This window comes from Roseateles sp. P5_E8 (genome assembly GCF_054177665.1).
The window spans coordinates 1-26171 of the sequence record NZ_JBGCUM010000028.1 but is presented as its reverse complement, the minus strand read 5'-3'; the positions used below and the strand labels follow the sequence as shown (position 1 = coordinate 26171).

The window sequence follows — 26171 nt, the reverse complement described above, 5'->3', positions numbered from 1 at the left end:
CATGTCGCTGACCACGGAAGCCGTACTCGCGCTCGCGCCGGATGCTGCCTCGGCCAAGGCCGCCCATGGCCTGGTCAGGCCGTCGCAATGGCCCACGCTGGGCGCCAACGATGCGGCCGTCTGGGGCGAATGCCAGGGCAGCGGCAGCAAGCCCTACCAGACCCAGGTCGACCTCGCCGGCCCCGCCTTCCGCTGCTCCTGCCCCAGTCGCAAATTCCCCTGCAAGCATGGCCTGGCGCTGCTGCTGATGCGCGCCCAGCAAGCAGCCGAGTTCGCCAGCGGCGACGCGCCCGCCTGGGTTGCCGAATGGCTGGGCAGCCGCGCCGATAAGGCCGAGAAGCAGGCCGAGAAGCAAGCGATCAAGGCTGCCGACGCGCCGCCGGCCGACCCCGTCGCCGCCGAAAAGCGCGAGGCCCAGCGCTGGCAGCGCATCGAGGCCGCCGCGCAAGACCTGCAGCGCTGGCTGGCCGACCAGATCGCCCGCGGCCTCGGCGCCCTTGACGACACCGCGCTGCAAGCCTGGGCCACGATGGCGCGCCGCATGGTGGATGCACAGGCGCCGGGCCTGGGCCAGCGTGTCCAGGTTGCGGCAGCCGGTGTTCGGCGCGGCGCCGACTGGCCCGAGCAGACCTTGGCGCGCCTGGGCCTGCTGCAGCTCGCCTGCGAGGCGCTGGCGCGGCGCGCACTGCTGAGTGCCGGGGAACAGTCCGACCTGCGCGTCGTCGCCGGGTGGCCCATGGACCGCGACGAGGTGCTGGCCCACGGCCCGCGCCAGGCCGACCGCTGGACCGTGTTGGGCTGCGTCACCGAAGAGCGCGACGACCGCCTCAGCGAGCGCCGCGTCTGGCTGCAGGGCGAGCGCAGCGGCCGGCGCGCCTGGCTGCTGGACCACGCCTTCGGCGGCCGCGGCTTCGAGCAGGCCTGGGTCACCGGCAGCGCCGTCGAGGCCACGCTCGCGTTCTTCCCAAGCAGCGACGGCAGCGGCCTGCGCGCCCTGCTGGTGGACAGCGCCACGCCGGCCGGCAGCGCACGCTGGCCCGTCACGCAGGCGGCCGAAGAGTTCCTGGCCGTGGCTCAGCGCGTGGCCGGCTGCCCGTGGGTGAGCTTGCATCCCGTGGTGCTGAATGACGCGTTGCCGCTGCGCAATGGCGAGCGCCTGCTGCTCATCGCGGACGGCCGCGCGCTGCCGCTGACCCTGAGCGACGCGGACGCCTGGATGCTGCTGGCCGTCTCCGGCGGCCGGCCACTCAGCCTGGCTGGCGAATGGGACGGCCAGGCCCTCGCACCGCTGACCGCCTGGCAGGGCAAGGACCTGTTGTGGCTGAGGAGATTGGCATGAGCGCCTGGACCGCCCTGCTGCCGGCCGCCACCGTCGGCACCGACCGCCAGCCCGGCCCCTGGCCGCTGCCGCCGGGCGACATCGGCGCGCTGGCCCGTCAGGCCGCCGAAGGCGCCGAGCCCGCCACCGGCCTGCTGCGTGCCGCCGCCGTGCTGGCCACCTGTGCGCTGGCCGGCGCGCAAGGCCCGCTGTGGGCCGAGCCGCTGCCGGCCGCTGCGCCCGACGACACGCTGCCCGCGCTGGCCCTGGGTCCGGTGTTCGGCGCGCTGACGCAGGTTCTGTTCGACGGTCCGCAGCGGCTGCAACACGAGGCCTTTCTGATCCTGGCGCGAGCCGGGCTGCGTCTGCCTGCGAACCTGCTGCCGCAGGCGCTGGAGCTGGGCCGGCGCTCCATCGCACTGCGGGCACCGCTGCTGGCCGTGCTCGGCGAGCGCGGCCTGTGGCTGGCCGCGCAGCGTGCCGATTGGGGCTTTGCGGCCGGCATCAGCGAGGCGGAGAGCAACGACGAGGCGGCCTGGACCGACGGCACGCTGGAGCAGCGCCGCGCCTGGTTCACGCAGGCCCGCCAGGCCGACCCCGCCGCCGCGCGCGAGCGATTGAAAGCGGCCCTGCCCGAGCTGCCCGCCCGCGAGCGCGCCGACCTGGTCGCCGCACTGGCCACCGGCCTGGGCCCCAACGACGAGGCCTTGCTGGACCCACTGCGCAACGACCGCAGCCGCGAGGTGCGCCAGGCCGCGCTGCAACTGCTGCTGCGCCTGCCCGAGGCCGCGCACCCGCAGCGCGCCGCCGCCCGGCTGGCACCGCTGCTGACTTTTGAGCGCGGCCTGCTGCGCAAGCGCTGGGTGATCGAAGCGCCCACCGCACCGGGCAGCGACTGGAAGGCCGACCAGCTCGACGCAACGCGGCCGCAGCAGCATGCGCTCGGCGAGCGCGCCTGGTGGCTCTATCAGCTGGTGGGCCAGGTGCCGCTGGCCTGGTGGCGCACGCACACCGGCATGACGCCGGCCGAGCTGCTGGCCTGGGCCGCCGGCACCGACTGGACCGAAGCGCTGGTGCGCGGCTGGGCCGACGTGCTGTTCGCCGCGCCGGACGACGCCTGGTGCGACGCGCTGCTGGACCACTGGCCGCCCGGCCTGCGTGAAGACCCGGCCCGCGTGCTGGGCCTGCTGGCGCCCGCCGCCCGCGACCGCCACCTGCTGCGATACGCGCGCAGTGGCTCGCAGCCTGCGGCGACCGTGCTCAGCCACGCGCTGCACGCCTGCCCGCCCGGCCAGGTGCTGTCGGCCGAGTTGTCCGGCCTGCTGGCGCGCGCGCTGCAAGCGCAGGTGCGCGACGGCGCGCTGAACACCGACTACGGCCTGCGCGGCTCGCTCACCGAGTTCGCCTGCGCGGCCCACGCCGACAGCCTGGACACGCTCGCCGCGCTGCCCCGCCGCGCGGACGAAACCCCTTCCTGCGCCGAGGCGCTGCTCACGGTCGAACGCATCGTGAGCGCGCGTCGCGCCCTGCACACCTTGACTCCGACGAGGACGCCATGACCCCGAATGTTCTGCGCCAGCACGCCGAGATCCAGTTCGCCGAGGAACTGGCCGAACTGAAGCGCGCCGACACCCGCCAACGCCCAGCCAACTGGGAGCTGTCGCCCTGGGCCGTGGTGCGCTACCTGATGGGTGGCCGGCTGGACAACGGCTTCGAGCTCAGCGCCAAGTACATCGGCGACGCACGGCTGATGGAAATCGCCGTTGCCACGCTGGCCACCGACCGGGCGCTGCTGCTTTACGGCGTGCCGGGCACGGCCAAGTCCTGGGTGTCCGAACACCTCGCGGCAGCCATCAGCGGAGACTCGACACGCTTGATCCAAGGCACCGCCGGCACCAGCGAGGAGCAGCTGCGCTACGGCTGGAACTACGCGCAGCTGCTGGCCCACGGCCCGTCGGAAGCGGCGCTGGTGCCCAGCCCGCTGATGCAGGCCATGCGCGCCGGCAAGATCGCTCGCGTCGAGGAGCTGACGCGCATCCCCGCCGACGTGCAGGACAGCCTCATCACCGTGCTGAGCGAGAAGACGCTGCCCATCCCCGAGCTCGGCAGCGAGGCCCAGGCGGTGCGCGGCTTCAGCGTCATCGCCACGGCCAACAACCGCGACAAGGGCGTCAACGAGCTGTCGGCCGCGCTGAAGCGGCGCTTCAACACGGTGGTGCTGCCGGTGCCGGCCAGTGCGGCCGACGAGATCGCCATCGTCACCAAGCGCGTGGGCGAGATGGGCCGTGCGCTGCAGCTGCCGGCCGAGCCGCCGGCGCTGAAGGAGGTGCAGCGCGTGGTGCAGATCTTCCGCGAGCTGCGCAGCGGCCAGACCGAGGACGGCAAGACGCGCATCAAGTCGCCCAGTTCGACGCTGTCCACGGCAGAAGCGATCTCCGTCATCAACAGCGGCATGGCCCTGGCAGGCCACTTCGGCGACGGCGTGCTGCGCCCGGCCGACATGGCGGCCGGCCTGATCGGCGCCGTCATCAAGGACCCGGTGCAGGACCAGGCCGTGTGGACCGAGTACCTGGAGACGGTGGTCAAGGAGCGCAGCGACTGGAAGGACTTGTACCGCGCGTTCCGAGAACTCTGACGTGGAGCACTTCTTCGGCATCCGCCACCACGGCCCGGGCTGCGCGCGCAGCCTGGTGCGGGCGCTGGACGCGCTGAAGCCCGACTGCGTGCTGATCGAAGGCCCGCCGGAGGCTGAAGCGCTGCTCGGTGCGGTGCTGCACGACGGCATGACGCCCCCCGTGGCCTTGCTGAGTTATGCGCCGGACGAACCCGGCCGCGCCGTCTACCACCCCTTCGCCGAGTTCTCGCCCGAATGGCAGGCTCTGCGCTGGGCCGCCACGGCCGCCGTGCCGGCGCGCTTCATCGACCTGCCCGTCGCGCAGTCGCTGGGCCGCGAGCGAGAGGAAGCCACTACCGAGCTGCGCGCCGACCCGCTCAGCCGCCTGGCCGAAGCCGCCGGCTACGGCGACGGCGAGGCCTGGTGGAACGACCAGGTGGAGGAGCGCGGCGACGGCGAGCAGCTGTTCGCCGCGATTGCCGAAGCGATGACCGCCCTGCGTACCGATGCCGGCGAAAGCGACCCGCACGACCTGCTGCGCGAGGCCCACATGCGCCAGTGCCTGCGTGCGGCCAAGAAGGAAGGATTCGAACGCATCGCCGTCGTCTGCGGCGCCTGGCACCTGCCGGCGCTGCAGGCCGACGTGACCGCCAAAGCAGACGCCGCGCTGCTGAAGGACGCCCAGGCCGGCCAGAAGAAGCTCAAGATCGCCTGCACCTGGGTGCCCTGGACCTACCGCCACCTGACGCGCGCCAGCGGCTATGGCGCTGGCATCGCGTCGCCCGGCTGGTACGAGCACCTGTGGGCCAGCACGGCGGGCGACCAGCCGCGCGCCATCGGCTGGCTGGCCCGTGTGGCCGCCCTGATGCGTTCGCGCGACCTGGACTGCTCCTCCGCCCACCTCATCGAGGCCGCCCGCCTGGCCGACACGCTGGCCGCCCTGCGCGGCCGGCCGGCACCGGGGCTGGAAGAGCTGCACGAAGCGACACGCACGGTATTGACGTTAGGCGATGACACGGTGCTGCGTTTTGTGGCCGATGCCCTCGTCGTGGGCGACCGCTTCGGCCAGGTGCCGGCCGACGTGCCCACCGTGCCGCTGCAGCGCGACCTGGAGCAGGCGCAGAAGAGCCTGCGCCTGAAGGCCGAGGCGCTGCAGAAGACACTGGACCTGGACCTGCGCCAGCCCAACGACCTGGCCCGCAGCCATCTGCTGCACCGGCTGCAGTTGCTGGACCTGCCGTGGGGCGCGATCGCCAGGCTGGGCCGCTCGGCGCGCGGCAGCTTCCATGAGGTGTGGACGCTGCAATGGCAACCCGAGTTCGCGCTGCGCCTCATCGAGGCCAGCCGCTGGGGCCAGACGGTGGCGCAGGCCGCCACGAACTGCGCCATCGAGCGCAGCGCGGAGATCGAGAAGTTGGCCGACCTGTCCGCGCTGGTAGACCGCGTGCTGCTGGCCGACCTGGAAGGCGCCGTGGCCGCGACGACGCGCGCATTGGAAGACCGCGCCGCGCTGACCGGCGACGCCGCCCAGCTGCTGGCCGCGCTGCCGGCGCTGGCCAACGTGTTCCGCTACGGCAATGTGCGCCAGACCGATGCCGCCATGGTGGGCCATCTGCTGGACGGCCTCATCGTGCGCGCGGCCCTCGCGCTGCCGCTGGCCTGCACCGCGCTGGACGGCACGGCTGCCGAGGCGCTGCGCGAGCACCTGCTGGCCGCCCATGCCGCCATCGGCCTGCGCGCTGGAGAGGCCCAGAGCGCCGCCTGGTGCCAGGCGCTGGAGCAGCTGGCCGGCCTGCCCACCGCCCACGAGCTGCTGCAAGGCCTGGCCACGCGGCTGCTGCTGGACGGCGGCGACTGGGACAACGAGCGTGTGGCGCAGCAACTGTCGCGGCACCTGTCATCTGGCGCACCGGCGGCCGATGCGGCGGCCTGGCTGGACGGCTTCCTGAACCGCAACGCCGTCGTGCTGCTGCATGACGACGCGGTCTGGCGACTGGTCGACGACTGGCTGGCGGCCTTGAGCGAGGACCATTTCATCAGCGTGCTGCCGCTGGTGCGGCGCAGCTTCTCGCACTTTGCCGCCGGCGAGCGGCGCGACCTGGGCACACGCGCCGCGCGCGGCGCCGTGACGGCTCAAGTGAGCGGCGCCGCCGACTGGGACGAAGCCCGCGCCGTGCTCCCCCTGCCGCTGCTGCGGCGCCTGCTGGACTTGCATTCATGAGCGCAGCGCCGGGCCGCCCCAAGCAAGTTTGCTCCCGCTTGGCGGGACAGGCCGCAGGCCGAAGGGTGCACAAATGAGCACGGACGACACCGAACGCCTGCGCCGCTGGCGCCTGGTGCTGGGCGGCGAGGCCGAGGCCGCCTGTGGTGGCCTGCAAGGCCCGGCGCAGGAAATGGACCGCGCGCTGACCGCGCTGTACGACGCGCAAGGCCCCGGCGGCCTGCAATCGCGGCGCGGCAGCCGAGACAAGTCGGCGCCCAGCGTAGCGCGCTGGCTGGGCGACATCCGCAACTACTTCCCCAGCCAGGTGGTGCAGGTCATGCAGCGCGACGCGCTGGAGCGGCTGAACCTGCGCGACATGCTGCTGCAGCCCGAGATGCTGAACGCCGTGCAGCCCGACGTGCACCTCATCGCGCAGCTGATGGCGCTGTCGCGCGTGATCCCGGCCGGTACCAAGGACACGGCCCGCCTCGTCGTGAAACGCGTCGTCGACGAGCTGATGAAGCGCCTGGACGAGCCGCTGCGCTCGGCCATCAGCGGTGCGCTGGACCGCAGCCAGCGCAACCGCCGCCCGCGCCATGCCGAGATCGACTGGCACCGCACCATCCGCGCCAACCTGCGCCACTGGCAGCCGGCCTACCGCACCATCGTGCCGCAGACGCTGATCGGCTACGGCCGCAAGGCGCGGCGGCCGCAGCGCGAGGTGGTGCTGTGCATCGACCAGAGCGGCTCCATGGCCAACTCGGTCGTGTACTCCAGCATCTTTGGCGCGGTCATGGCCTCGCTGCCGGCGGTGGCGACCAAGCTGGTCGTCTTCGACACGGCCGTGGTCGACATGACCGAGCAGCTGGACGACCCGGTGGAGCTGCTGTTCGGCGTGCAGCTGGGCGGCGGCACCGACATCAACGGCGCGGTGGGCTATTGCCAGTCCATCATCCGCGAGCCGCGCAACACCATCCTCGTGCTGATCTCCGATCTGTTCGAAGGCGGCGTGGAGGCCGGCCTGCTGAAGCGCGCCGCCGAGCTGGTGGAGAGCGGCGTGCAGTTCGTGGCGCTGCTGGCGCTGAGCGACGAGGGCGCACCGTCCTATGACCATCAGCTCGCCGCCAAGCTGGCGGCGCTGGGCGTGCCCTCCTTCGCCTGCACGCCGGACGCCTTCCCCGGCCTGATGGCCGCCGCCATCCGCCGCGACGACATCGCGGCCTGGGCAGCCGGCCAGGGCATGGTCACGCAGCAGAAGGCGCGTTGACCCGAGGCTCTTATTGCATCGGTCCAGTTGACAATTTATCGATTGATTCCGGCTTTATCGCCTTAATACGAATCAATAAAGTGCGGCCATCGACCATCCACCGCTGAGGTATCCCGATGAAAAACCGCACTCTCCTGTCCCTGGCCCTGCTGCCCGCAGCCATGACGCTGGGCATCGTCGCCACCGAGGCCGCAGCGCAGCCGGCGCCGCCGCTGACCGTGCAGGTCTACAACGCGGACGGCGCGAGCTTCCACGTCAATGCCGTGCTGGTGGCCGGCAAGACCGATGCGGTGCTGCTCGACACCGGCTTCACCCGGGCCGATGCGCTGCGCATCGCGGCGATGGTGCTGGACAGCAAGAAGACGCTGAAGACCATCTACATCAGCCAGGCCGACCCGGACTACTACTTCGGCATCGAGGTGCTCAAGCAGTACTTCCCGGACGCCAAGGTCGTCACGACCGCGCCCACGCTGAAGAAGATCGAGGCGACGCTGGCCACCAAGCTGCAGGTCTGGGGCCCGCGCATGGGCGCCAACGCGCCCAGGCAGGTGCCGCTGCCCGAGGTGCTGGCCGGCAACACGATCAAGCTGGAAGACCAGGTGCTGGAGATCCGCGGGCTGGACGACAGCCAGCCGCACCGTAGCTATGTCTGGATTCCGTCCATCAAGACGATTGCCGGCGGCGTGAACGTCTACGCCGGGCTGCATCTGTGGACGGCCGACGCGCAGAGCGTGCAGGAGCGCGCCGACTGGGCCAGCAAGCTGGGCACGATGGCCGCGCTGAAACCCGTGACGGTCATCCCAGGTCACAGCCTGCCCGTCCAGAAGCAGGACGCCTCGCAACTCGCGTGGAGCCAGGCCTACCTGGGCCGCTACGAGCAGGAGCTGCCGAAGGCCGCCAACAGCGCCGCGCTGATCGAGGCGATGAAGAAGGCCTACCCGGACGCCGGCTTGGGGCTTGCGCTGGAGATCGGCGCCAAGGTCAACAAGGGCGAAATGAAATGGTGACCCGACTTCCGCTGCCCGCCGGCATCGCTCGCAAGCTATTGGCGCTGGGCTGGATCGCGTCAATCGCCACGGCCGTGCCTCTGCCCGCAGCGGCACAGGCTGCAAGCGCGCCCCCGGCCGCCGCTGCCGCTGTGGTTGTCGAGCGCGACGCCGCCGGCCAGACGCTGCAGGACCTCTACCAGGCCGCGCTGAAGGAAGGCGGCAAGCTGACGGTGTATGCCGGCGGTGACGAGGTTACGCAAGGCTTTGGCATCAAGGCCGGCTTCGAACGCCAGTTTCCTGGCATGACGCTGAACATCGTCGTCGACCTCAGCAAGTACCACGATGCGCGCATCGAAGAGGAACTGCTGCGCCGGGACCTGAAGGTCGACGTCGCCCATCTGCAGACGCTGCACGACTTCGACGACTGGGCCGCGCGGGGCCTGTTGCTGCCCTACAAGCCGATCGGCTGGGACCAGGTTCCCGCAGCCTACAAGGACCCGCAGGCGCGCTTCACGGGCCTGTTCATGCTGACCTTCGCGAACAGCTACAACAAGACGCTGGTCGCGGCCGAGAACGCGCCGCGCGACTACGCCGACTTCCTGAAGCCGGAGTTCAAGAACCGGATCGTCATCACCTACCCGCACGACGACGATGCGGTGCTCTACGTGTTCGACAAGATCATGCAGAAGTACGGCATCGGCTTCATCGAGAAGCTGCAGGCCAACGGCGTGCAGTGGGTGCGCGGCACGCAGACGCCGCGTGATGCGGTGGAAGCCGGCAAGTACGCGGTGGCCACCGGAACCTCGGGCAGCTTCGTGCCGGTGGAGTCGTCGAGCCTGCGCTTCGTGCTGCCGGCCAGCGATCCGTTCCTGACCTGGGCGCAGACCGGCGCGATCTTCAAGGCGGCGAAGCACCCGGCCGCAGCGAAGCTGTACGTCAGCTGGACGCTGTCGCTGCCGGTGGCATCCAACCCGCGTCAATTTCCGATTCGCGATGACGTCGCTCCGCCGACCGGCTACAGCTCGATCGAAAAGTACAACACCAGCCCCGAGGACTTTCGCGTATTCATGCGTGACCGCGCCCGGGTCGAGCGACTCAAGAGCCTTTTCGAACGCCTGATCGGGCCGGTGCAAGGCATTTCCCCGTTGAAGGACTGAACCATGATGACCCTGCACTACATCCACGACCCGCTGTGCGGCTGGTGCTACGGCGCCGCGCCGCTGGTGCGCGTGGCCCGCGACACGCTGACTGTGCAGGCCCACGGCGGCGGCATGATGGCGGGCACCGCGCGCCGCCAGGTCACGCCCGAGTTGCGCTCCTTCGTCATGACGCATGACCGCCGCATCGCCCAGGCCAGCGGCCAGCCCTTCGGGTCGGGCTACTTCGAAGGCCTGCTGCGTGACAACGACGCGGTGCTGGACTCGGCGCCCCCGATCACGGCCATGCTGGCCGCGGACGAGTTGGCCGGCGCCGGGCTGGACATGCTGGCGCGCCTGCAGCGGGCCCACTATGTCGAAGGCCAGCGCATCGCCGAGGTCGCCGTGCTCACGCGGCTGGCGGCCGAACTGGGCATGGACGCCGAGGCCTTTGGCAGCGCCTTCCGGCGGCTGCAGGGCGCCGCCACGCAAGCCCATATCGAGCAGAGCCGGGCGCTGCTGGCGCGCGTCGGCGGCCACGGTTTCCCGACCTTCGCGCTGGAGCAGGCCGGCCGCTTCACGGTGGTGGACATCGGTCCCTACCTGGGCCGACCGCAGGCATGGCAGATCTGGCTAACCGAGCAACTGGGCGGCACCGATGCGGCTGCCGAGGTCGGCACGCTGCCGGTCTGCGGCCTCGATGGCTGCACGCCATGAGCGCCACGCATCTCCGACAGGTCCTGGCCCACCTCCGCGCCGGGCGGTGGACCGAGGCGCACGACCTCGTGCAGCACGACGACTCGCCGCAGGCCGCCTGGCTGCACGGCATCCTGCACATCCAGGAGGGTGACCTGGAAGACGCCGAGTACTGGTACGGCAAAGCCAACCAGCATTTCCGCAGCCGCGGCACGCTGGCCGAGGAGCTGAACCGCTGGGAAGCCGCGCTGCCGATCGACATGCCGCTGCGCACCGCTCACCAGATCGTTACCGACCATTACGCGGCCTCAGCTCGCGGCGACCTCGTCGCCATGATGGCCGAGGTGGCGCCGGACGTGCGGTGGACCGAGATGGCCGGCTTTCCCTGTGCCGGCACGCATGTCGGCCCGGAGCAGGTGGCCGACAAGGTCTTCAAGGTGCTGGGCAGCGAATGGGAAGGCTACCGGTTCGCACTCGAGACGCTGATCGATGCGGGCGATTGCATCGTCGGCATCGGCAGCTATCACGGCACCTATCGCCAGACCGGTAAGGCCATGAGCGCACGCGTCGCCCATGTGTGGCGCGTTGAAGGTGGCCTGGTGCGCAGCTTCGAACAGTTCACCGACACGCTGCTGGTGGCGCAGGCGATGCGCTGAGCGGCCGCGCTAGCTTGACGAGCCGGCCGCAGCCCGCTCCTGCTCGCGCAGCCGCAGCACGCGCCGCTGCACCTTGCCGGTCGTCGTCATCGGCAGCTCGGCGATGAACTCGACTTCCTTGGGGTACTCGTAGGGCGCCAGCCGCGCCTTCACATGGGCCTGCAAGGCCGCGACGAGGGTCTCGTCGCCCTTGTGGCCATCGGCCAGCACGACGTAGGCCTTCACCAGCGCACCGCGCTCGGCATCGGGCTTGGGCACGACGGCCGCGTTAGCCACCGCCGGGTGCTTGAGCAGGCAGTTCTCTATTTCTCCAGGGCCGATGCGGTAGCCGGCGCTCTTGAAGACGTCGTCCGCCCGGCCCTCGTACCAGAGCGTGCCGTCGGCATCGCTGCGCGCCAGGTCGCCGGTGCGGCACCAGCTGTCGTCGGGCGCACCGGTGAACTTGGCCTGCGTCGCGGCCGGGTTGTTCCAGTAGCCAAGAAAGAACACCGGGTCGGGCACGCCATGGCGGTCGCGCGCATGCACGGCCACCTCGCCGGTCTGCCCCGGCGAGCACTCGCGGCCCTCGTCGTCGATGACGGCCACGCGATGGCCGGGGTAGGCCCGACCCATGCTGCCCGGCTTGGCCGGCCACAGCGCCTGGCAGTTGCCGACGACGTAGTTCATCTCGGTCTGGCCAAACATCTCGTTGACGGGCACGCCGAGGGCGTCTCGGCACCAGCCGAACACGGCGTCGCCCACCGCCTCGCCCGCGCTCATCAGCGCGCGCAGCTTGAGCTTGTGGCGCTGGGGACGAGGCTCGGCCTTCATCATGGCCTTGAGCGCCGTCGGGAACAGGAAGGCATGCGTGACGCCGTAGGCCGCCATCAGCTCGAAGGCCTTGGCAGCCGAGAAACGACCTTGGTAGGCCACGATGGGCCGGCCGAAGTAGAGCGTGGGCAGCAGTGCGTCCATGAGGCCACCGGTCCAGGCCCAGTCGGCCGGGCTCCAGAAGATCGCGTCACTCGGCTGCTTCACATCGAAGGGATCGAAGCCCAGCCAGTTCTGGCTGGCAACAAAGCCCGTCAGGTTGCCGATCAGCGCCCGCTGCGGAATCAGCGCGCCCTTGGGCGCCCCCGTCGTGCCGCTGGTGTAGATCAGGATGGCCGCGTCGCCGGCCTTGGTCGCAACGGGCCTGAAGCGCGCTTCCTCGGCCTGCAGGGCTTCCATCCACGGCAGCTCGTCAGCCTCCGCCGCGCAGTCGCCAACGACAAAGATGCGCCGCAGCGTCGGGCATCGGCCTTTCACTTCGCGCAGTGCCGGCAGCGCCTCGCAGGCAGCGATGGCCAGCACCGCGCCGCTGTCCTGCAGGCGGTACTCCAGCGCCTCGGCGCCGAACAGCATGGACAGCGGCATCGCCACCGCGCCGATCTGCTGGATGGCGATGTGGGCCACGGCCGTCTCGAAGCGCTGCGGCAGCTGGATGGCGACCCGGTGGCCGCGCCGCACGCCCTGGTTGAGCAGCGCGTTGCTCAGCCGGTTGGCCGCGCGCTGCAGCTGCGCATAGCTGTACTGCGTGCGGCAGCCGCTCTCGCTGTCGAAATAGATGGCCGTGGCCTTGGGCGTGTCGCGCGCCCAGCGCCCGCAGCAGGCCTCGGCGATGTTGAAGTCGTCCGGCACCTGCCAGCGGAAGGCGGCGTGCAGTTGCTCGTAACGGTCTTGCATATGCCACCCCGGGTTGGGACAAGGGGGCGGATGCTAGCCAGCGGCGCTCACCCTGGCCTAATGGATTGCCCAGGGCCGGGCCGAGCGCCGGGCCGCTCCCAAGCCGGCCCGTCTGGCGATGTGCTTACGGCTCAATGCCGCAAGCATCGCCGTCCCCCCGGGGGCTGAGGCCGGACACATTGCGCCCAGTGGGCGCGACGTGCCTGCCGAAGGGCTGCGGCACTGCCGCAGCGCGGTCTGCAAGACCGACCAGACTCGCTCGCGTTCAGCGATGCGAGACTGGGCGAGGGGCTCAGAGTCCCAGCCAGGCGGAGGGCGACCACATGCTCGGCCGGTCGCCGTCGCTGTAGCGCTCCAGTGCCTCGCCGGTCAGGCGGCAGATGCGCCATTCGGGCATCACGTCGGCGCCCAGCTTCTCGTAGAAGCGGATGGCGTCCTCGTTCCAGTCCAGCACGGTCCAGTCGAAACGGCCATAGCCGCGCTCGCAGGCGAGCTGGGCAAGGTAGACGAGCAGGCCGCGCCCCAGGCCGCTGCGGCGGTGGGCGGGGCGCACGTAGAGGTCTTCCAGGTAGAGGCCGGGCTTGCCGAGGAAGGTGGAGAAGTTTGTGTAGAACAGTGCGAAGGCAACGACCTCGCCGTGCACCTCGCCCACCATGCACTCCGCGACCGGCGAATCGCCGAAGAGATGGGCCTCGAGTTTGTCGGGCGTCACCTCGAGCAGATGGGCCAGGTTCTCGAACTCGGCGAGCTCGCCGATCAGTTGAACGATGGTGCGCAGGTCGCGCGGCTCGGCGGCGCGAATGTCGTGGCGGGGTGCGGGCATGGTGACGCCATTGTCGGCGGACAGCCGTGTCCTAAAGTGCGGATATGCCCGATGTCTACACCCCCAGTCGCACGCATCGCGACGAATTCCTGAGCCTGCGCGGCCTGCGCCACCACATCCTGCGCTGGGGCGAGCCGCGCGCGGGACAGCCGCCGTTGGTCATGGTGCATGGCTGGATGGACGTCGGCGCGTCCTTCCAGTTCGTCGTCGACGCGCTGCAGTCCGAGCGCGAGATCATTGCGCTGGACTGGCGCGGCTTCGGCCTCAGCGACGCGCTAGGCAGCGACTGTTACTGGTTCCCCGACTACCTCGGCGATCTCGACACCCTGCTCGACCTGCTGAGCCCCGGCGCGCCGGTCGACCTGCTGGGCCACAGCATGGGCGGCAACGTGGCGATGAGCTACGCGGGGGTTCGTCCCGCACGGGTGCGTCGCCTCGTCAATCTCGAAGGCTTCGGCATGCCCGACGTGGCCGCCGCTGCGGCGCCCGAGCGCCTGACGCGCTGGCTGGACGAGCTGAAGGACCCGCCCTCGCTGCGCCCCTACGCGACGCTGGCCGATGTGGCCGAGCGCTTGCGCAAGAACAACCCCCGCCTGGCGCAAGACAAGGCCGCCTGGCTGGCCGGCCACTGGGCGCGTGAAACACCCGAGGGCTTCCTGCTCAACGCCGACCCCGCCCACAAGCTCGCCAACCCCGTGCTCTACCGCAAGGCCGAGGTGCTGGCCTGCTGGCAGCGCATCGCCGCGCCCACGCTGTGGGTCGAAGGCAGCGACGACCAGCTGACGCGCTTCTGGGGCAGCCGCTTTCCGCGCGAGGAATTCGAGGCCCGCCTGGCCGTGGTGCCACGTCTTGCGCGCACCGTGCTGCAGGACGCCGGCCACATGCTGCACCACGACCAGCCCGAGGCACTGGCCGCCGTGCTCGAACCCTTTCTGGACAGCCCCTGAAGCACCCCGCGGCGGCCGTGCTGCTTGCGCTGGCCGCAGTTCAGGACCGAGGCTCGCCGACGTCGCCGACGACGCTCACTTCGGCATCCAGCCGGCCCATGGCCCGCGCATAGACGATGACGATGGCGCAAAAGCCCAGCAGCGCGCCCTGCGACGCCAGCCAGAAGGCCAGCGGCCAGCCGAACACCTCGACGCTCAGCTCGCGGGCGAAGAACACCGGCACGAAGGCGACAACGCCCCAGGCCAGCAACAGCCAGACCGTCAGGCGGCGCGTGCGGCGCCAGTAGTCGTCGGGGGGAGAAACCTTCATGAGGCCATTCTGGCGTACTGAAACCCCCAGACCTGCCGCGATGCGTCAGGCCCCCCGAGGGGGTCAAGAGAACTCGGGAGCGGCCCGTCGTTCTCTTGAGCGAAAATCCGCGTTTTCCCAAGAAGTAGAACGACTGTCATGGACATCGAACACATCAACCAAATTGGCAACTCGTTGGCCGACCTCACAGCGCGTACCGACGCGCTAAGGGGGTATCTTTGACTTCGACCGCAAAGCACTGCGACTGAACGAGGTCAACGCCTCCCTCGAGAACCCCAACGTCTGGAACGACCAGAAGCGCGCCCAGGAACTGGGCAAGGAAAAGCGCACGCTGGAGGCCGTGGTCGACACGATCACGATGCTGACCAGCTCGCTGACCGACAACGCCGAGCTGTTCGAGATGAGCCGCGATGAAGGCGATGAGACCGGCATGCTGGCCATCGAGGAAGACGCTGGCAGGCTGCGCGAGAAGATCGAGGAACTCGAGTTCCGCCGCATGTTCAACAACCCGGCCGACCCGCTGAACTGCTTCGTCGACATCCAGGCCGGCGCTGGCGGCACGGAGGCCTGCGACTGGGCCGGCATGCTGCTGCGCCAGTACCTGAAGTACTGCGAGCGCAAGGGCTTCAAGACGACGCTGGAAGACGAGACCCCCGGCGACGTGGCCGGCCTGAAGAGCGCGACCATCAAGGTCGAGGGCGAGTACGCCTTCGGCCTGCTGCGCACCGAGACCGGCGTGCACCGCCTGGTGCGCAAGAGCCCGTTCGACAGCTCCGGCGGCCGGCACACGTCGTTCGCGTCGCTGTTCGTCTACCCGGAGGTGGACGACAGCATCGAGATCGACATCAATCCGGCCGACGTGCGCACCGACACCTTCCGCGCCTCGGGTGCTGGCGGCCAGCACATCAACAAGACCGACTCGGCCGTGCGCCTGACGCACATCCCGACCGGCATCGTCGTGCAATGCCAGGACGGCCGCAGCCAGCACAGCAACCGCGACGTCGCCTGGAAGCGTCTGCGCTCGCGGCTGTACGACCATGAGATGAAGAAGCGCATGGTCGAGCAACAGGCGCTGGAAGACACCAAGACCGACGTCGGCTGGGGCCACCAGATCCGCAGTTATGTGCTGGACCAGAGCCGCATCAAGGACTTGCGCACCAACTACGAAACGTCTGCCACGCAGAAGGTGCTGGACGGGGATCTCGACCCCTTCATCACCGAGAGCTTGAAGCAAGGCGTTTGATCCCTGGGGCCGCCACGGCGGCCCCTTCTCTTTTTGCCGCTGCGACGGCCTTTTTCCGCCCCCAAGGAAGCCCCTCATGCGTGAAGGCACTGCTCCCACGATCCAACGCCTGGACTACCAGCAGCCGGCGTTCTGGATTCGCAAGGTCGACCTGACCTTTGACCTCGACCCGGTCAAGACCCTGGTCACGAGCAAGATGCAGGTCGAGCGCAACCGCGCCGTGCCGCATGGCCCGCTGCGCCTGCACGGCGAGGAGCTGAACCTGCTGCGCGTGCTGATCGCCGGTGCCGGCGTGTCCTTCCGCCAGGAAGGCCATGAGCTGGTCATCGACAACCCGCCGGACGACGACTTCCTGCTGGAAATCCGCAACACCACCTGCCCCGCCAAGAACACGGCGCTGTCGGGCCTGTACACCTCGGGCGGCAGCTTCTTCACGCAGTGCGAGGCCGAGGGCTTCCGCCGCATCACCTACTTCCTGGACCGCCCGGACGTGATGGCCGTCTACACGGTCACACTGCGCGCCGACGCCGCCAAGTACCCGGTGCTGCTGTCCAACGGCAACCTGACCAGCAGCGGCAAGCTGGACAACGGCCGCCACTTCGCCGTCTGGGCCGATCCCTTCCCCAAGCCCAGCTATCTGTTCGCCGTCGTCGCGGGTGACCTCGTCGCGCGTGAGCAGCGCGTGCGCACCCGCGCCGGCAAGGATCACCTGCTGCAGGTCTATGTGCGCCGGGGCGACCTGGAGAAGACCGAGCACGCGATGAACAGCCTCATCGCCTCCATGGTCTGGGACGAAGCCCGCTTCGGCCTGCCGCTGGACCTGGAGCGCTTCATGGTGGTCGGCGTGTCCGACTTCAACATGGGTGCGATGGAGAACAAGGGGCTGAACATCTTCAACACGTCCGCCCTGCTCGCCTCGCCGGCCACGGCGACGGACGCGGACTTCGCCCGCATCGAGTCCATCGTTGCGCACGAGTATTTCCACAACTGGACCGGCAACCGCGTCACCTGCCGCGACTGGTTCCAGCTGTCGCTGAAGGAAGGCCTGACCGTCTTCCGCGACCAGGAATTCAGCATGGACATGGCCGGCACGCCGTCGGCCCGCGCCGTCTGCCGCATCCAGGACGTGCGCCAGCTGCGCGCCAGCCAGTTCCCCGAGGACAGCGGCGCCATGGCCCACCCGGTGCGCCCGGATAGCTACAGCGAGATCAACAACTTCTACACGGCCACCGTCTACGAGAAGGGCGCTGAGGTCGTGCGCATGTACCAGGCGCTGGTCGGCCGCAAGGGCTTCGAGGCCGGCATGAAGCTCTACTTCGAGCGCCATGACGGCCAGGCCGTGACCTGCGACGACTTCGCCGCCGCGATTGCCGACGCCAACCCCGGCTCGGAACTCGCCACGCGCCTGGACACCTTCAAGCGCTGGTACTCGCAGGCCGGCACGCCGCGCGTGACCGCCCACGGCGAGTACGACGCCGGCACGCAGGCCTACACGCTGCGCCTGACGCAGCAGACGCCCGCCACGCCGGGCCAGAGCGACAAGCAGCCGCAAATCATCCCGGTTGTCATGGGCCTGCTGGACCGCCACGGCCTGGCGCTGCCGCTGGATGCGAACGGCGCCACTGAACGGGTTCTCGTGCTGGACCAGGCCGAGCAGACCTTCGTTTTCAACGGCATCGCCAGCGAGCCSGTGCCCTCGCTGCTGCGCGGCTTCTCGGCGCCGGTCGTGCTGAACGACGGCCTGTCCGACGCCGCGCTGCTGGTGCTGATGCGCCACGACAGCGACCCCTTCAACCGCTGGGAAGCCGGCCAGCGCCTGGCGCTGAACCGCATCCTGCACGCGCTGCGGGCCGGCCAGCCGCTGGTGCTGAGCCCCGTCTTCATCGACGCGATGCGCGTCGTGCTCAACCACCCCGAGCTGGACCCGGCCTTCAAGGAACTGGCGCTGACGCTGCCGGGCGAGGCCTACATCGCCGAGCAGCTGGACGTCGTCGACCCGCAGGCCATCCACGCCGCCGTCATCGCCGCGCAAACCCAGCTCGCTGCCGCGCTGCGCGACGACTGGGCTGCGGCCTTCGAGGCGCACCAGATACAGGGCGGCTACACGCCCGATCCGGTCTCCTCCGGCAAGCGCGCGCTGGCCAACCTTGCGCTGTCCATGCTCGTGCTGGACGCGCAGGCCACGGGCGACACGGTGTGGCCCGGCAAGGCCTACCAGCGCTTCAAGGACGCTTCCAACATGACCGAGCGCATGGGCGCGCTGGCGGCCCTCGTCAACGCTGGCGCCGAGCTGGCCGCGCCCGCGCTGGAGCGCTTCCATGCGCTGTTCAAGGACGACGCCCTGGTCGTCGACAAGTGGTTTGCGCTGCAGGCCCGCGCACCCGAGAGCAACGGCCGCGTGTTCGCCCGCGTCAAGGCGCTGATGAAGCACCCCGACTTCACGCTGAAGAACCCGAACCGCGCGCGCAGCCTGCTGTCGGCCCTGTGCATGTTCAACCCGGCTGCCTTCCACCGCAGCGATGCGGCGGGCTATGTCTTCTGGGCCGAGCAGGTGCTGGCCGTGGACGCCATCAACCCGCAGCTCGCCAGCCGCATCGCCCGCGCGATGGACCGCTGGGCCCAGCTGGCCGAGCCCTACCGCAGCGCTGCCCGCGAAGCCATCGCCCGCGTGGCCGCCAAGCCCGACCTGTCCTCCGACGTTCGAGAAATCGTCGAACGCGCCCTCGCCTCTGGAAACTAAGCAGTCATGACCCGCCAGACCAGCCTGACCCAATACCTCGTCGAGCAGCAGCGCGAGCACGGCCACATCCCGCAGGAGCTGCGGCTGCTGATCGAAGTGGTGGCCCGCGCCTGCAAGCGCATCGCCATCTCGGTCAACAAGGGTGCGCTGGGCGAGGTGCTGGGCAGTGCCGGCAGCGAGAACGTGCAGGGCGAAGTCCAGAAGAAGCTGGACATCATCGCCAACGAGGTGCTGATCGAGGCCAACGAATGGGGCGGCCACCTGGCGGCCATGGCCAGCGAGGAGATGGACGGCATCTACGTCGTGCCCAACCGCTACCCGCAAGGCGAATACCTGCTGCTGTTCGACCCCCTGGACGGCTCGTCCAACATCGACGTCAACGTCTCGATCGGCACCATCTTCAGCGTGCTGCGCAAGGTGGGCCATTCGCGCGGCGTGTCGGAGGAAGACTTCCTGCAACCGGGCAAGCAGCAGGCGGCGGCCGGCTACTGCGTCTACGGCCCGCAGAGCACGCTGGTTCTGACGGTGGGCGACGGCGTGGCCGTCTTCACACTGGACCGCGAGACCGGCTCCTGGGTGCTGACGCAGGACCAGGTGCGCATTCCCGAGGACACCAAGGAATTCGCGATCAACATGTCCAATATGCGCCACTGGGCGCCGCCTGTGACGCGCTACATCGACGAATGCCTGGCCGGCGTCACCGGTCCGCGCGCCAAGGACTTCAACATGCGCTGGGTCGCCAGCATGGTGGCCGACGTGCACCGCATCCTCACGCGCGGCGGCGTGTTCCTGTACCCCTGGGACCAGCGCGAACCCGACAAGCCCGGCAAGCTGCGCCTGCTGTACGAGGCCAACCCCATGGCCTTCCTCGTCGAGCAGGCCGGCGGCGCGGCCGTCAACGGCACCGAGCGCATCATGGACTTGAAGCCCGGCAAGCTGCACGAACGCGTCGCCGTGGCGTTGGGCTCAAAGAACGAGGTCGAGCGCATCGCCAGCTACCACCGGGAAGCGGAACAAAATTAGTCGCTATAATCTTGGGCTGACTTCACCGTCACGGCCGGCATAGCTCAGTTGGTAGAGCAGCGCATTCGTAATGCGAAGGTCGGGGGTTCGACTCCTCTTGCCGGCACCAGAACAGAGAAGGGCCTGATCGAAAGATCAGGCCCTTTGTCTTTGGGGGTCGTCCCGAATCAGGGTGACGCCCGCCACGCGACCGGACTCCAGAATGACTGCATGTCATTCCTCGACCGCCTCCTCGGCCGCCCCACCCTCGACAGCCTGATCCGTGACACCACCCGCTGGCTTGAAGGCCAGGGTTGCACCGACATCCAGGCCTTTCCCGAGCGGCTGGAGGTGCGGGCCAGCCGGCGCGGCGGCGTGCACACCATCTCCTTGAGCAACCTGCGTCGTGACTACGAGCAGGCGCCGCCCGGCGAGCGCCAAGCGCTGCTGAACAAGTTCCTGGCCAGCCTGTTCGTCAGCGACGCAATGCCAGGCAGCTATGCCGAGGCCAGGCCAAAGATCATGCCGGTCGTGCGCTCCACCGGGGCATGGGCATCGCCCGGCTGAGCACTGCCGCTGCCGACGCACCGCCGGGCTCCGAGGCCGCACAGCGCCCGCTTGTTGCGGACCTGAGGGTCGCGCTGGTCATCGACCTGCCGGACTCCATGATGTACGTGCAGGAGCGCTCTTTGGCCTGCTGGGGCGTCACCTGGGAGCAAGCTCTGCAGGACGCGCTGGACAACCTGCGCGGCCTGCCCGAGCACGGCGGCTGGTCGGAGATCGCGCCGGGCGTCTGGAGCGGCGCCTGGGGCGACACCTACGAGAGTTCGCGCCTGCTGCTGCCCGACCTCATCTACCGGCTGGGCATCGCCGACCAGGTGGCGATGGCGCCGTTCCGCAACGCGCTGCTGGTGACCTCGGCCGCCAACGGCCCCGGCATCCATCACATCGTGCAGATCGCCCATGACGCGCTGGACGCCCAGGGCCGCTGGGTCTCGTTCGAACTGCTACGCCTGCAAGGCACGACGTGGACGCGCTTCGAGTTGTCCGGCGACGCGGCCGCGCAGCAGGCGCAGATGCTCGTGCGCAGTCAGGCCGAGGACTACGAAGGCCAGCGGCAGGTGCTGGAGGGGCAGCACAAGGCGCAGAACATCGACCTCTTCGTCGCCAGCTACACGCTGATGCAGAAGGACGGCGGGCCGCTGACGAGCTACTCGGTCTGGTCGGACGGCGTCGACACGCTGCTGCCCCAGGCCCAGAGCATCGTGCTGCTCCACCGCGACGGCGAGGACAACTGGCATACGCGGCTGGCGTGGGCGACGGTGCAGGAACAGTTCGGCCACCTGATGGAGCCCACGGATCACGTCCCCGCGCGCTACCGGGTCAGGCAGTTCCCCGACCGCGCCGCTGTGCAGGCGCTGGCGGTGGCGGCGTCGCTCGACTAGGCTGCCCACGCCACAGCAACACGCGCGAAGGTGCGGCCGGATGGCAACCTTCAATCAGCCGTAAACCCGCTTCCCGTCACGCAAGCCGTACTGCGTGATGAAGGCGATGGGAACGCCGACGTAGAAGATGTGTGCCAGCAGGCCGCTGACGATGTTCCATCCCTGCGGCAGCTTCCAGCCGGGCACCGCAGACAGCGGCACGATGACATAGACCATGGCCACCCAGGTGAGGACGCCGTAGACGCTGCCCCACAGCCAGGGGCGGGCGGCCAGCGCGGGCAACTTCAACGCCGCGGCCAGGAAGACGGCCGCCATGCCCGTGGTCAGCGCAAAGTGGAACAGCAGGCCCAGCCCCGCCATCCCCACGCCGCCCTGCATCGCAGCGGCACCGAGCACCCCGCTGGCGATGTACTTCAGGATGCCTTCCGGCGTGGCGCCCTGGGAGGCATAGCTGGCAAACGCCGCGACGATGTCCAGCGCGCCGGACACCAGTCCGGCAACGACGATTGCAGCGAGCTTGCGCATGGAGATTCCTGTGAGATGCCCGAGACCTTTGTATCTCGGCGCAGCCAACTGCGCATCCTAGGAATCCCCGCTCAGGGCATCAGCCCGAGGTGCCGGGCTCCGACAGAAAGATCTCCACGCGTCGGTTGGCCGCGCGGCCGGCGTCGGTGTCGTTGCTCGCCACCGGCTCGTGCGAGCCGCGCCCCGTGATGCTGACGCGCGAGGACGAGACGCCGCGGGCGCCGAGATAGTCGCGTACGGCCAGCGCGCGTTCGCGCGACAGCGGGTCGTTGATCTGGTCGCTGCCCGTGCTGTCGGTGTGGCCGACCACGGTCACGCGCACGTTGGCGTCGAGGTTGCGGCCAATCTCATCCAGCACGGGGCGCATCTGCGGCCGGATGTCCGCGCGACCGGTGTCGAACGACACATCGCTGGGCACATTGAGCTTGAGACGGTTGTCGTCGGTGCGTGCGACCTCAACGCCGGTGCCCTGGCTGGCGCGGGCCAGCGCTTCGCGCTTGTCCTCCATGTGCTTGGACCACAGGTTGCCGGCCACCGCGCCGACGACACCACCGATGGCCGCGCTGCGACCCGTGCTGCCGCCAGTCATGGAGCCGATGACGGCACCGGCCACGGCGCCGGCACCGGCGCCCTGGGCGGTGCCGCGCTCACGCTCGCTCATGGACGAACAGCCGGCCGTGAAGGCGAGCGCGGCGGCAAGCGCCACGACGCCGACGCGGCGAAGGGAAGAAGAGGGGGTGGTATTCATGCGGGCCTCCGGATGGAGAAGTCGGTATGGAAAAAGCCGCCGGCCCGGGGCGGGCTGCGGCGGCCTTGGGATGGCCAGGGGTGGCAGGGTCAGATCTTGCGAGTCGTCGCGTGCGTGTCCTTGAAGGCTTCCTTGACATTGCCCACGGCCTTCTGGGCCTTGCCTTCGATCTGCGTGGCGGCGCCCTTGACCTGCTGATCGGTGCTGCCGATGGCTTCGCCCACCTTGCGTTGCACCTTGCCGGCGACGTCCTTGACGCTGCCCTTCACTTGGTCGCTGTTCATGTCGTGCTCCTATGCGCTTGCCGTCAAGGCGGGATGCCTAACGGTCTGACTTCAGCGTAGGCCCGGCTTAGCGCCGGCAGCGCCGGAGCGTGCCCCATCAGACGGTGGGTGAAGTCCTACGGCGCATCTCAATGCCGACCGTCCTACGCGGTCGCCGGGCATCGTCTGCTCCCCGTGCACATCGGTCGCACCGATGCTTGAGTCATCACCACTTTTTCAGGAGATTCACCATGGGCAAGTACTTCCTCGCGTGGCTGCTCGGCGTTCCGGGCATCGTGTTGCTGCTGGTCTATCTGTTCTTCCACTGAGCCAGGGCCTGAACAGGCCCTAGGTGGCCGTTGCCGCGAGTTGCGCGACGGCGGCCACCAGCGTGTGCGGCGCCACCGGCTTGGCCAGGTGGATCTGATAGCCGGCGCTCAGTGCGAGTTCGCTGTCCTCCCGGCTCGCATAGGCCGTGAAGGCGGCGGCGGGCGTGTGGCCACCGGCCTCGGCCGTCAAGGCGCGCACGCGGCGGATCAGCTCGTAGCCGTCCTGCCCCGGCATGCCGATGTCGCTCAGCAACACGGCGGGCGGCTCCTGCTGAAGCAGCTGCAGGCCGTCCTCGGCGTTGGACGCCATGGTCACGCGTGCGCCCGCCCCACGCAGCATGTGCGCGGTGATGGCGCGCACGTCGGCCTCGTCGTCGATGAGCAGCACATGCACGCCGGCCAGCGCCGTGTCGCCCGGCCGACTGAGTGACACGCCAGGCGCAGGGGCCGGCGCAACGGCCTCGAGCCCAGCCAGCAGGGGCAGCCTGACCGTGAAGGTGGCGCCCTGCCCCTCGCCGCCGCTGCGGGCCACCACGTCGCCGCCGTGCAGCAGCACCAGCTGTCGCACGATGGCCAGGCCGATGCCCAGGCCACCGTGGCGGCGCGTCGTCGTCGCGTCATGCTGCTGGAAGCGCTCGAACAGGTGGGGCAGGAAGTCGGCCGCAATGCCCTTGCCGCTGTCGCTGACGGTGATGACGGCCTGTCCCTCAACAATGCTGAGCGATACGTCGATGCGCCCGCCGCGCGGCGTGAACTTGATGGCGTTGTCCAGCAGGTTGGCAATGATCTGCTGCAGCCGTGCGGCGTCGCCCATGACCCAGCAGCCGCTCCTGGCACCGAAGCTGGTGCTCAGCACCAGACCGCGCGCGGTGACGGTGGGCAAAGCCGAGTCGATGGCCGTGGCGAGCACGCCGTCGAGTTCGATGCGCTGGCTGTCCAGGCGGAGCTGGCCGGACTCGATGCGCGTCATGTCCAGCAGGTCCTCGATCAGCTGCACTTGCAGCCGAGCATTGCGCGAGATGGCATCCAACCCGTGCTTGAGCGTGTCAGCGTCAAACACGCCGCGCTCCAGCACATGCGCCCAGCCGAGGATGGCCGACAGCGGCGTGCGCAGTTCGTGCGACAGCGTGGCCAGGAACTCGCCCTTGAGGTGACTGGCCCGTTCGGCGTCCGCCTGCGCCACCTGCGAGGCGCGCAGCGCCTCCTCACGGGCGCGCTCCTCGGCGCGGCGCGCGGTGATGTTCTGCGTCAGCTTCAGGAAGCCCAGCAGCTCGCCGTGCGGGCCGCGCAGCGCGGTCAGCACCACGGCCACGTCGATGCGGCTGCCGTCCTTGCGCAGGCGCTGACCCTCGCCCTTGTACTCGCCACGCTCGGCGGCCACGCGCAGTTCCAGCGCCGGCTGGCCGCACTCGCGGTCCTCGGCGGTGAAGAGGGCGGCGAAGGGCATGCCCACGGCCTCGTCGGCGGAGTAACCCTTCAGCAGCTCGGCGCCGCGGTGCCAGGAGCTGATGAGCCCCTGCGGGTTGATGGTGTAGATGGCGTAGTCGCGGACGCCGTGCAGCAGGGCCTGCAGGGTCGCGGCGCTTTCGTGCTGGCGGGTCTCCGATGGGCTCAGGCCGTGCAAGCCGGCCTGATTGATGCGGTCTTCGGTCATCGGGTGCCCTTGGTTTTCTTGTCAGCCACACCTGCCAGGTGCCAGTGTTGTCCAAGGCGTTGCGTGCAGGGTGCTTGGTGTCGGACCAGCAAACGGTGTGCCCGGCATCCCACATGAAGCGGGCACGCCCCTTGCCTTGGCGCCCTCATGCACCCTCACGCTCCGATCATCCTCGCCCTTCTTGCCGCGCTCGCCGGTTGCGGCGGCAGCGCCCGCCTGCCGGCCAACGCCGATGTCGGCCCCCGACCCACGCTGGTGGAGCCGGAGCGGTCGCTCCTGCCCACTGTCAACGTCGCCAAGCCCAGCCCTTGGAAGGATGCCCAGGCGCCCTTGCCCGCTGCCGGCCTGCAGGTACAGGCCTTCGCCACCGGGCTCGACCACCCGCGCTGGCTGCAAGTACTGCCCAACGGCGACGTGCTCGTGGCCGAGACCAACGCGCCGCCGCGGCCGGATGACGGCCAGGGCATCAAGGCCTGGGTGCAGAAGCAGTTCATGAAGCGCGCCGGCGCCGCGACGCCCAGCGCCAACCGCATCACGTTGCTGCGCGATGCCGACGGCGATGGCCGCGCCGAGGTGCGCGAGGTCTTCGTGCAGGGCCTCAACTCGCCCTTTGGCATGGCCGTGGTGGGAGACCGCTTCTACGTCGCCAACACCGACGCGGTGCTGGAGTACGCCTACGTCGCCGGGCAGACCCGGCTCGCAGGCCCGGGCCGCAAGCTGACCGACCTGCCGGCCGGCACCCGCAACCACCACTGGACCAAGAGCCTCATCGCCAGCCCCGATGGCCGCAAGCTCTACGCGACGGTGGGCTCCAACAGCAACGTGGCCGAGAACGGCATGGAAGCCGAGGAAGGCCGCGCGGCCATCTGGGAGATCGACCGTGCCACCGGAGCCAAGCGCCTCTTCGCCACCGGCCTGCGCAACCCCAACGGCATGGCCTGGCTGCCCGGGCCTGGCAGCCACAACCCCACCTTGCTGTGGACGGTGGCCAACGAGCGCGACGAGATCGGCAGCGACCTCGTGCCCGACTACCTGACCGCCGTGCACGACGGCGCCTTCTACGGCTGGCCCTACAGCTGGTACGGCCCGCATGTGGACACACGGGTCGAGCCGCAGCGGCCGGACCTGGTCGCCCGCGCGCTCGCGCCGGACTACGCGCTGGGCGCGCACGTGGCCGCGCTGGGCCTGGCTGCGGCGGGCAACAGCCCGCTGCCGGCGGCACTGGCGGGCGCGGCACCGGGCGGCGTCTTCATCGGCATGCACGGCTCGTGGAACCGCAAGCCGGCCTCGGGCTACAAGGTTGTCTACGTCCGCTTTGCGGACGGCCGGCCACAGGGCCTGCCGGTCGACGTGCTGACCGGCTTCCTCGGCCCTGAGGGCGAAGCCCGCGGCCGGCCGGTGGGCGTGGCCATCGACGCCAAGGGCGCGCTGCTGGTGGCCGACGACGTCGGCAACGTGGTCTGGAGAGTGGCGCCGCGCTGACGCGCCGCGACGTCAGGCCACGCGGCGTCGCCTGTCCACCGCATCAATCTTCAGCATCTGCCGGTACTTGGTGACGG

23 protein-coding genes and 1 tRNA gene are annotated in these 26171 nt (G+C 69.7%); 17 read left to right on the top strand and 7 right to left on the bottom strand.

From position 1 onward, the window contains the following. Position 1 precedes the first annotated feature (1 nt). The 9 genes from ACXRVZ_RS16690 (at position 2) to ACXRVZ_RS16650 (ending at position 10879) form a co-directional block, all read left to right on the top strand. Positions 2-1339 carry an SWIM zinc finger family protein gene (locus ACXRVZ_RS16690; protein ID WP_457428172.1) on the top strand — a complete coding sequence of 446 codons (1338 nt, stop codon included), beginning with the start codon at positions 2-4 and terminating at the stop codon, positions 1337-1339. Beyond that, the gene (locus tag ACXRVZ_RS16685) at positions 1336-2877 is read left to right on the top strand and encodes a DUF5691 domain-containing protein (RefSeq protein ID WP_458232594.1); all 1542 of its coding nucleotides are present in this window, start codon (positions 1336-1338) and stop codon (positions 2875-2877) included. Before ACXRVZ_RS16690 ends, ACXRVZ_RS16685 begins: the two co-directional genes overlap by 4 nt. After that, a complete protein-coding gene (locus ACXRVZ_RS16680) occupies positions 2874-3953 on the top strand; it encodes an ATP-binding protein (protein ID WP_457424517.1) in 1080 nt (359 codons plus the stop codon). The genes ACXRVZ_RS16685 and ACXRVZ_RS16680 overlap by 4 nt, the downstream gene beginning before the upstream one ends. Position 3954: 1 nt before the next feature. After that, positions 3955-6153: a DUF5682 family protein gene (locus ACXRVZ_RS16675; RefSeq protein ID WP_457424515.1), complete on the top strand. Its 2199-nt coding sequence runs from the start codon at positions 3955-3957 to the stop codon at positions 6151-6153. A gap of 73 nt (positions 6154-6226) precedes the next feature. Further along, positions 6227-7402, top strand: a complete 1176-nt coding sequence (locus ACXRVZ_RS16670; protein ID WP_457424513.1) for a VWA domain-containing protein — start codon at positions 6227-6229, stop codon at positions 7400-7402. 116 nt (positions 7403-7518) lie between these two features. After that, positions 7519-8409 carry an MBL fold metallo-hydrolase gene (locus ACXRVZ_RS16665; RefSeq protein WP_457424511.1) on the top strand — a complete coding sequence of 297 codons (891 nt, stop codon included), beginning with the start codon at positions 7519-7521 and terminating at the stop codon, positions 8407-8409. Further along, positions 8403-9548 carry an ABC transporter substrate-binding protein gene (locus ACXRVZ_RS16660; RefSeq protein ID WP_457424509.1) on the top strand — a complete coding sequence of 382 codons (1146 nt, stop codon included), beginning with the start codon at positions 8403-8405 and terminating at the stop codon, positions 9546-9548. The genes ACXRVZ_RS16665 and ACXRVZ_RS16660 overlap by 7 nt, the downstream gene beginning before the upstream one ends. 3 nt (positions 9549-9551) lie before the next feature. Then, positions 9552-10244, top strand: coding sequence for a DsbA family protein (locus tag ACXRVZ_RS16655; protein ID WP_457424507.1), 693 nt, complete (start codon positions 9552-9554; stop codon positions 10242-10244). A gap of 245 nt (positions 10245-10489) precedes the next feature. Further along, positions 10490-10879, top strand: coding sequence for a nuclear transport factor 2 family protein (locus ACXRVZ_RS16650; protein WP_457424521.1), 390 nt, complete (start codon positions 10490-10492; stop codon positions 10877-10879). Positions 10880-10888: 9 nt separating this feature from the next. Here the strand turns inward: ACXRVZ_RS16650 and ACXRVZ_RS16645 are convergent, their stop codons facing one another. Both ACXRVZ_RS16645 and ACXRVZ_RS16640 read right to left on the bottom strand, forming a co-directional pair. Beyond that, positions 10889-12583 carry an acyl-CoA synthetase gene (locus ACXRVZ_RS16645; RefSeq protein ID WP_457424505.1) on the bottom strand — a complete coding sequence of 565 codons (1695 nt, stop codon included), beginning with the start codon at positions 12581-12583 and terminating at the stop codon, positions 10889-10891. 292 nt (positions 12584-12875) lie between these two features. Next, entirely contained in the window at positions 12876-13406 is a 531-nt protein-coding gene (locus ACXRVZ_RS16640; RefSeq protein ID WP_457424503.1) for an N-acetyltransferase family protein, read from the bottom strand. A 44-nt stretch (positions 13407-13450) separates the two neighbouring features. Here ACXRVZ_RS16640 and ACXRVZ_RS16635 point away from each other — a divergent pair, with 44 nt between their 5' ends. After that, a complete protein-coding gene (locus ACXRVZ_RS16635; protein ID WP_457424501.1) occupies positions 13451-14353 on the top strand; it encodes an alpha/beta fold hydrolase in 903 nt (300 codons plus the stop codon). A 40-nt stretch (positions 14354-14393) separates the two neighbouring features. Here the strand turns inward: ACXRVZ_RS16635 and ACXRVZ_RS16630 are convergent, their stop codons facing one another. Next, a complete protein-coding gene (locus ACXRVZ_RS16630) occupies positions 14394-14663 on the bottom strand; it encodes a DUF4212 domain-containing protein (protein ID WP_457424499.1) in 270 nt (89 codons plus the stop codon). 138 nt (positions 14664-14801) lie between these two features. On the opposite strand from ACXRVZ_RS16630, the gene prfB reads away from it, so the two are divergent. From prfB to ACXRVZ_RS16600, 6 genes are all read left to right on the top strand, one after another. Then, positions 14802-15906, top strand: a protein-coding gene (gene prfB, locus ACXRVZ_RS16625) for a peptide chain release factor 2 (protein ID WP_458232593.1) whose coding sequence is annotated in 2 segments (ribosomal slippage) — positions 14802-14882 and positions 14884-15906 — 1104 coding nt in all. Because the reading frame shifts where the segments join, the coding sequence is not laid out codon by codon here. A 76-nt stretch (positions 15907-15982) separates the two neighbouring features. Then, complete coding sequence (gene pepN / locus ACXRVZ_RS16620) at positions 15983-18646, top strand: aminopeptidase N (RefSeq protein ID WP_457424495.1); 2664 nt, start codon at positions 15983-15985, stop codon at positions 18644-18646. A gap of 6 nt (positions 18647-18652) precedes the next feature. Then, positions 18653-19669: a class 1 fructose-bisphosphatase gene (locus ACXRVZ_RS16615; RefSeq protein ID WP_457424493.1), complete on the top strand. Its 1017-nt coding sequence runs from the start codon at positions 18653-18655 to the stop codon at positions 19667-19669. A 33-nt stretch (positions 19670-19702) separates the two neighbouring features. Then, positions 19703-19778, top strand: a tRNA-Thr gene (locus ACXRVZ_RS16610). A 101-nt stretch (positions 19779-19879) separates the two neighbouring features. Beyond that, entirely contained in the window at positions 19880-20215 is a 336-nt protein-coding gene (locus ACXRVZ_RS16605; protein WP_457424491.1) for a hypothetical protein, read from the top strand. Then, positions 20197-21093 carry a hypothetical protein gene (locus tag ACXRVZ_RS16600; RefSeq protein WP_457424489.1) on the top strand — a complete coding sequence of 299 codons (897 nt, stop codon included), beginning with the start codon at positions 20197-20199 and terminating at the stop codon, positions 21091-21093. Before ACXRVZ_RS16605 ends, ACXRVZ_RS16600 begins: the two co-directional genes overlap by 19 nt. Positions 21094-21147: 54 nt before the next feature. Here ACXRVZ_RS16600 and ACXRVZ_RS16595 read toward each other — a convergent pair whose 3' ends face one another. From ACXRVZ_RS16595 to ACXRVZ_RS16580, 4 genes are all read right to left on the bottom strand, one after another. Next, the gene (locus ACXRVZ_RS16595; protein ID WP_457424487.1) at positions 21148-21618 is read right to left on the bottom strand and encodes a hypothetical protein; all 471 of its coding nucleotides are present in this window, start codon (positions 21616-21618) and stop codon (positions 21148-21150) included. A gap of 79 nt (positions 21619-21697) precedes the next feature. Next, the gene (locus ACXRVZ_RS16590) at positions 21698-22366 is read right to left on the bottom strand and encodes an OmpA family protein (protein WP_457424485.1); all 669 of its coding nucleotides are present in this window, start codon (positions 22364-22366) and stop codon (positions 21698-21700) included. Between the two features lie 89 nt (positions 22367-22455). Continuing rightward, on the bottom strand, positions 22456-22650 hold the full coding sequence (locus ACXRVZ_RS16585; RefSeq protein ID WP_457424483.1) for a CsbD family protein: 195 nt from the start codon (positions 22648-22650) through the stop codon (positions 22456-22458). Between the two features lie 327 nt (positions 22651-22977). Further along, positions 22978-24612, bottom strand: coding sequence for a hybrid sensor histidine kinase/response regulator (locus tag ACXRVZ_RS16580; protein WP_457424481.1), 1635 nt, complete (start codon positions 24610-24612; stop codon positions 22978-22980). 147 nt (positions 24613-24759) lie between these two features. On the opposite strand from ACXRVZ_RS16580, the gene ACXRVZ_RS16575 reads away from it, so the two are divergent. Next, a complete protein-coding gene (locus ACXRVZ_RS16575) occupies positions 24760-26094 on the top strand; it encodes a PQQ-dependent sugar dehydrogenase (protein ID WP_457424479.1) in 1335 nt (444 codons plus the stop codon). Positions 26095-26171 lie beyond the last annotated feature (77 nt).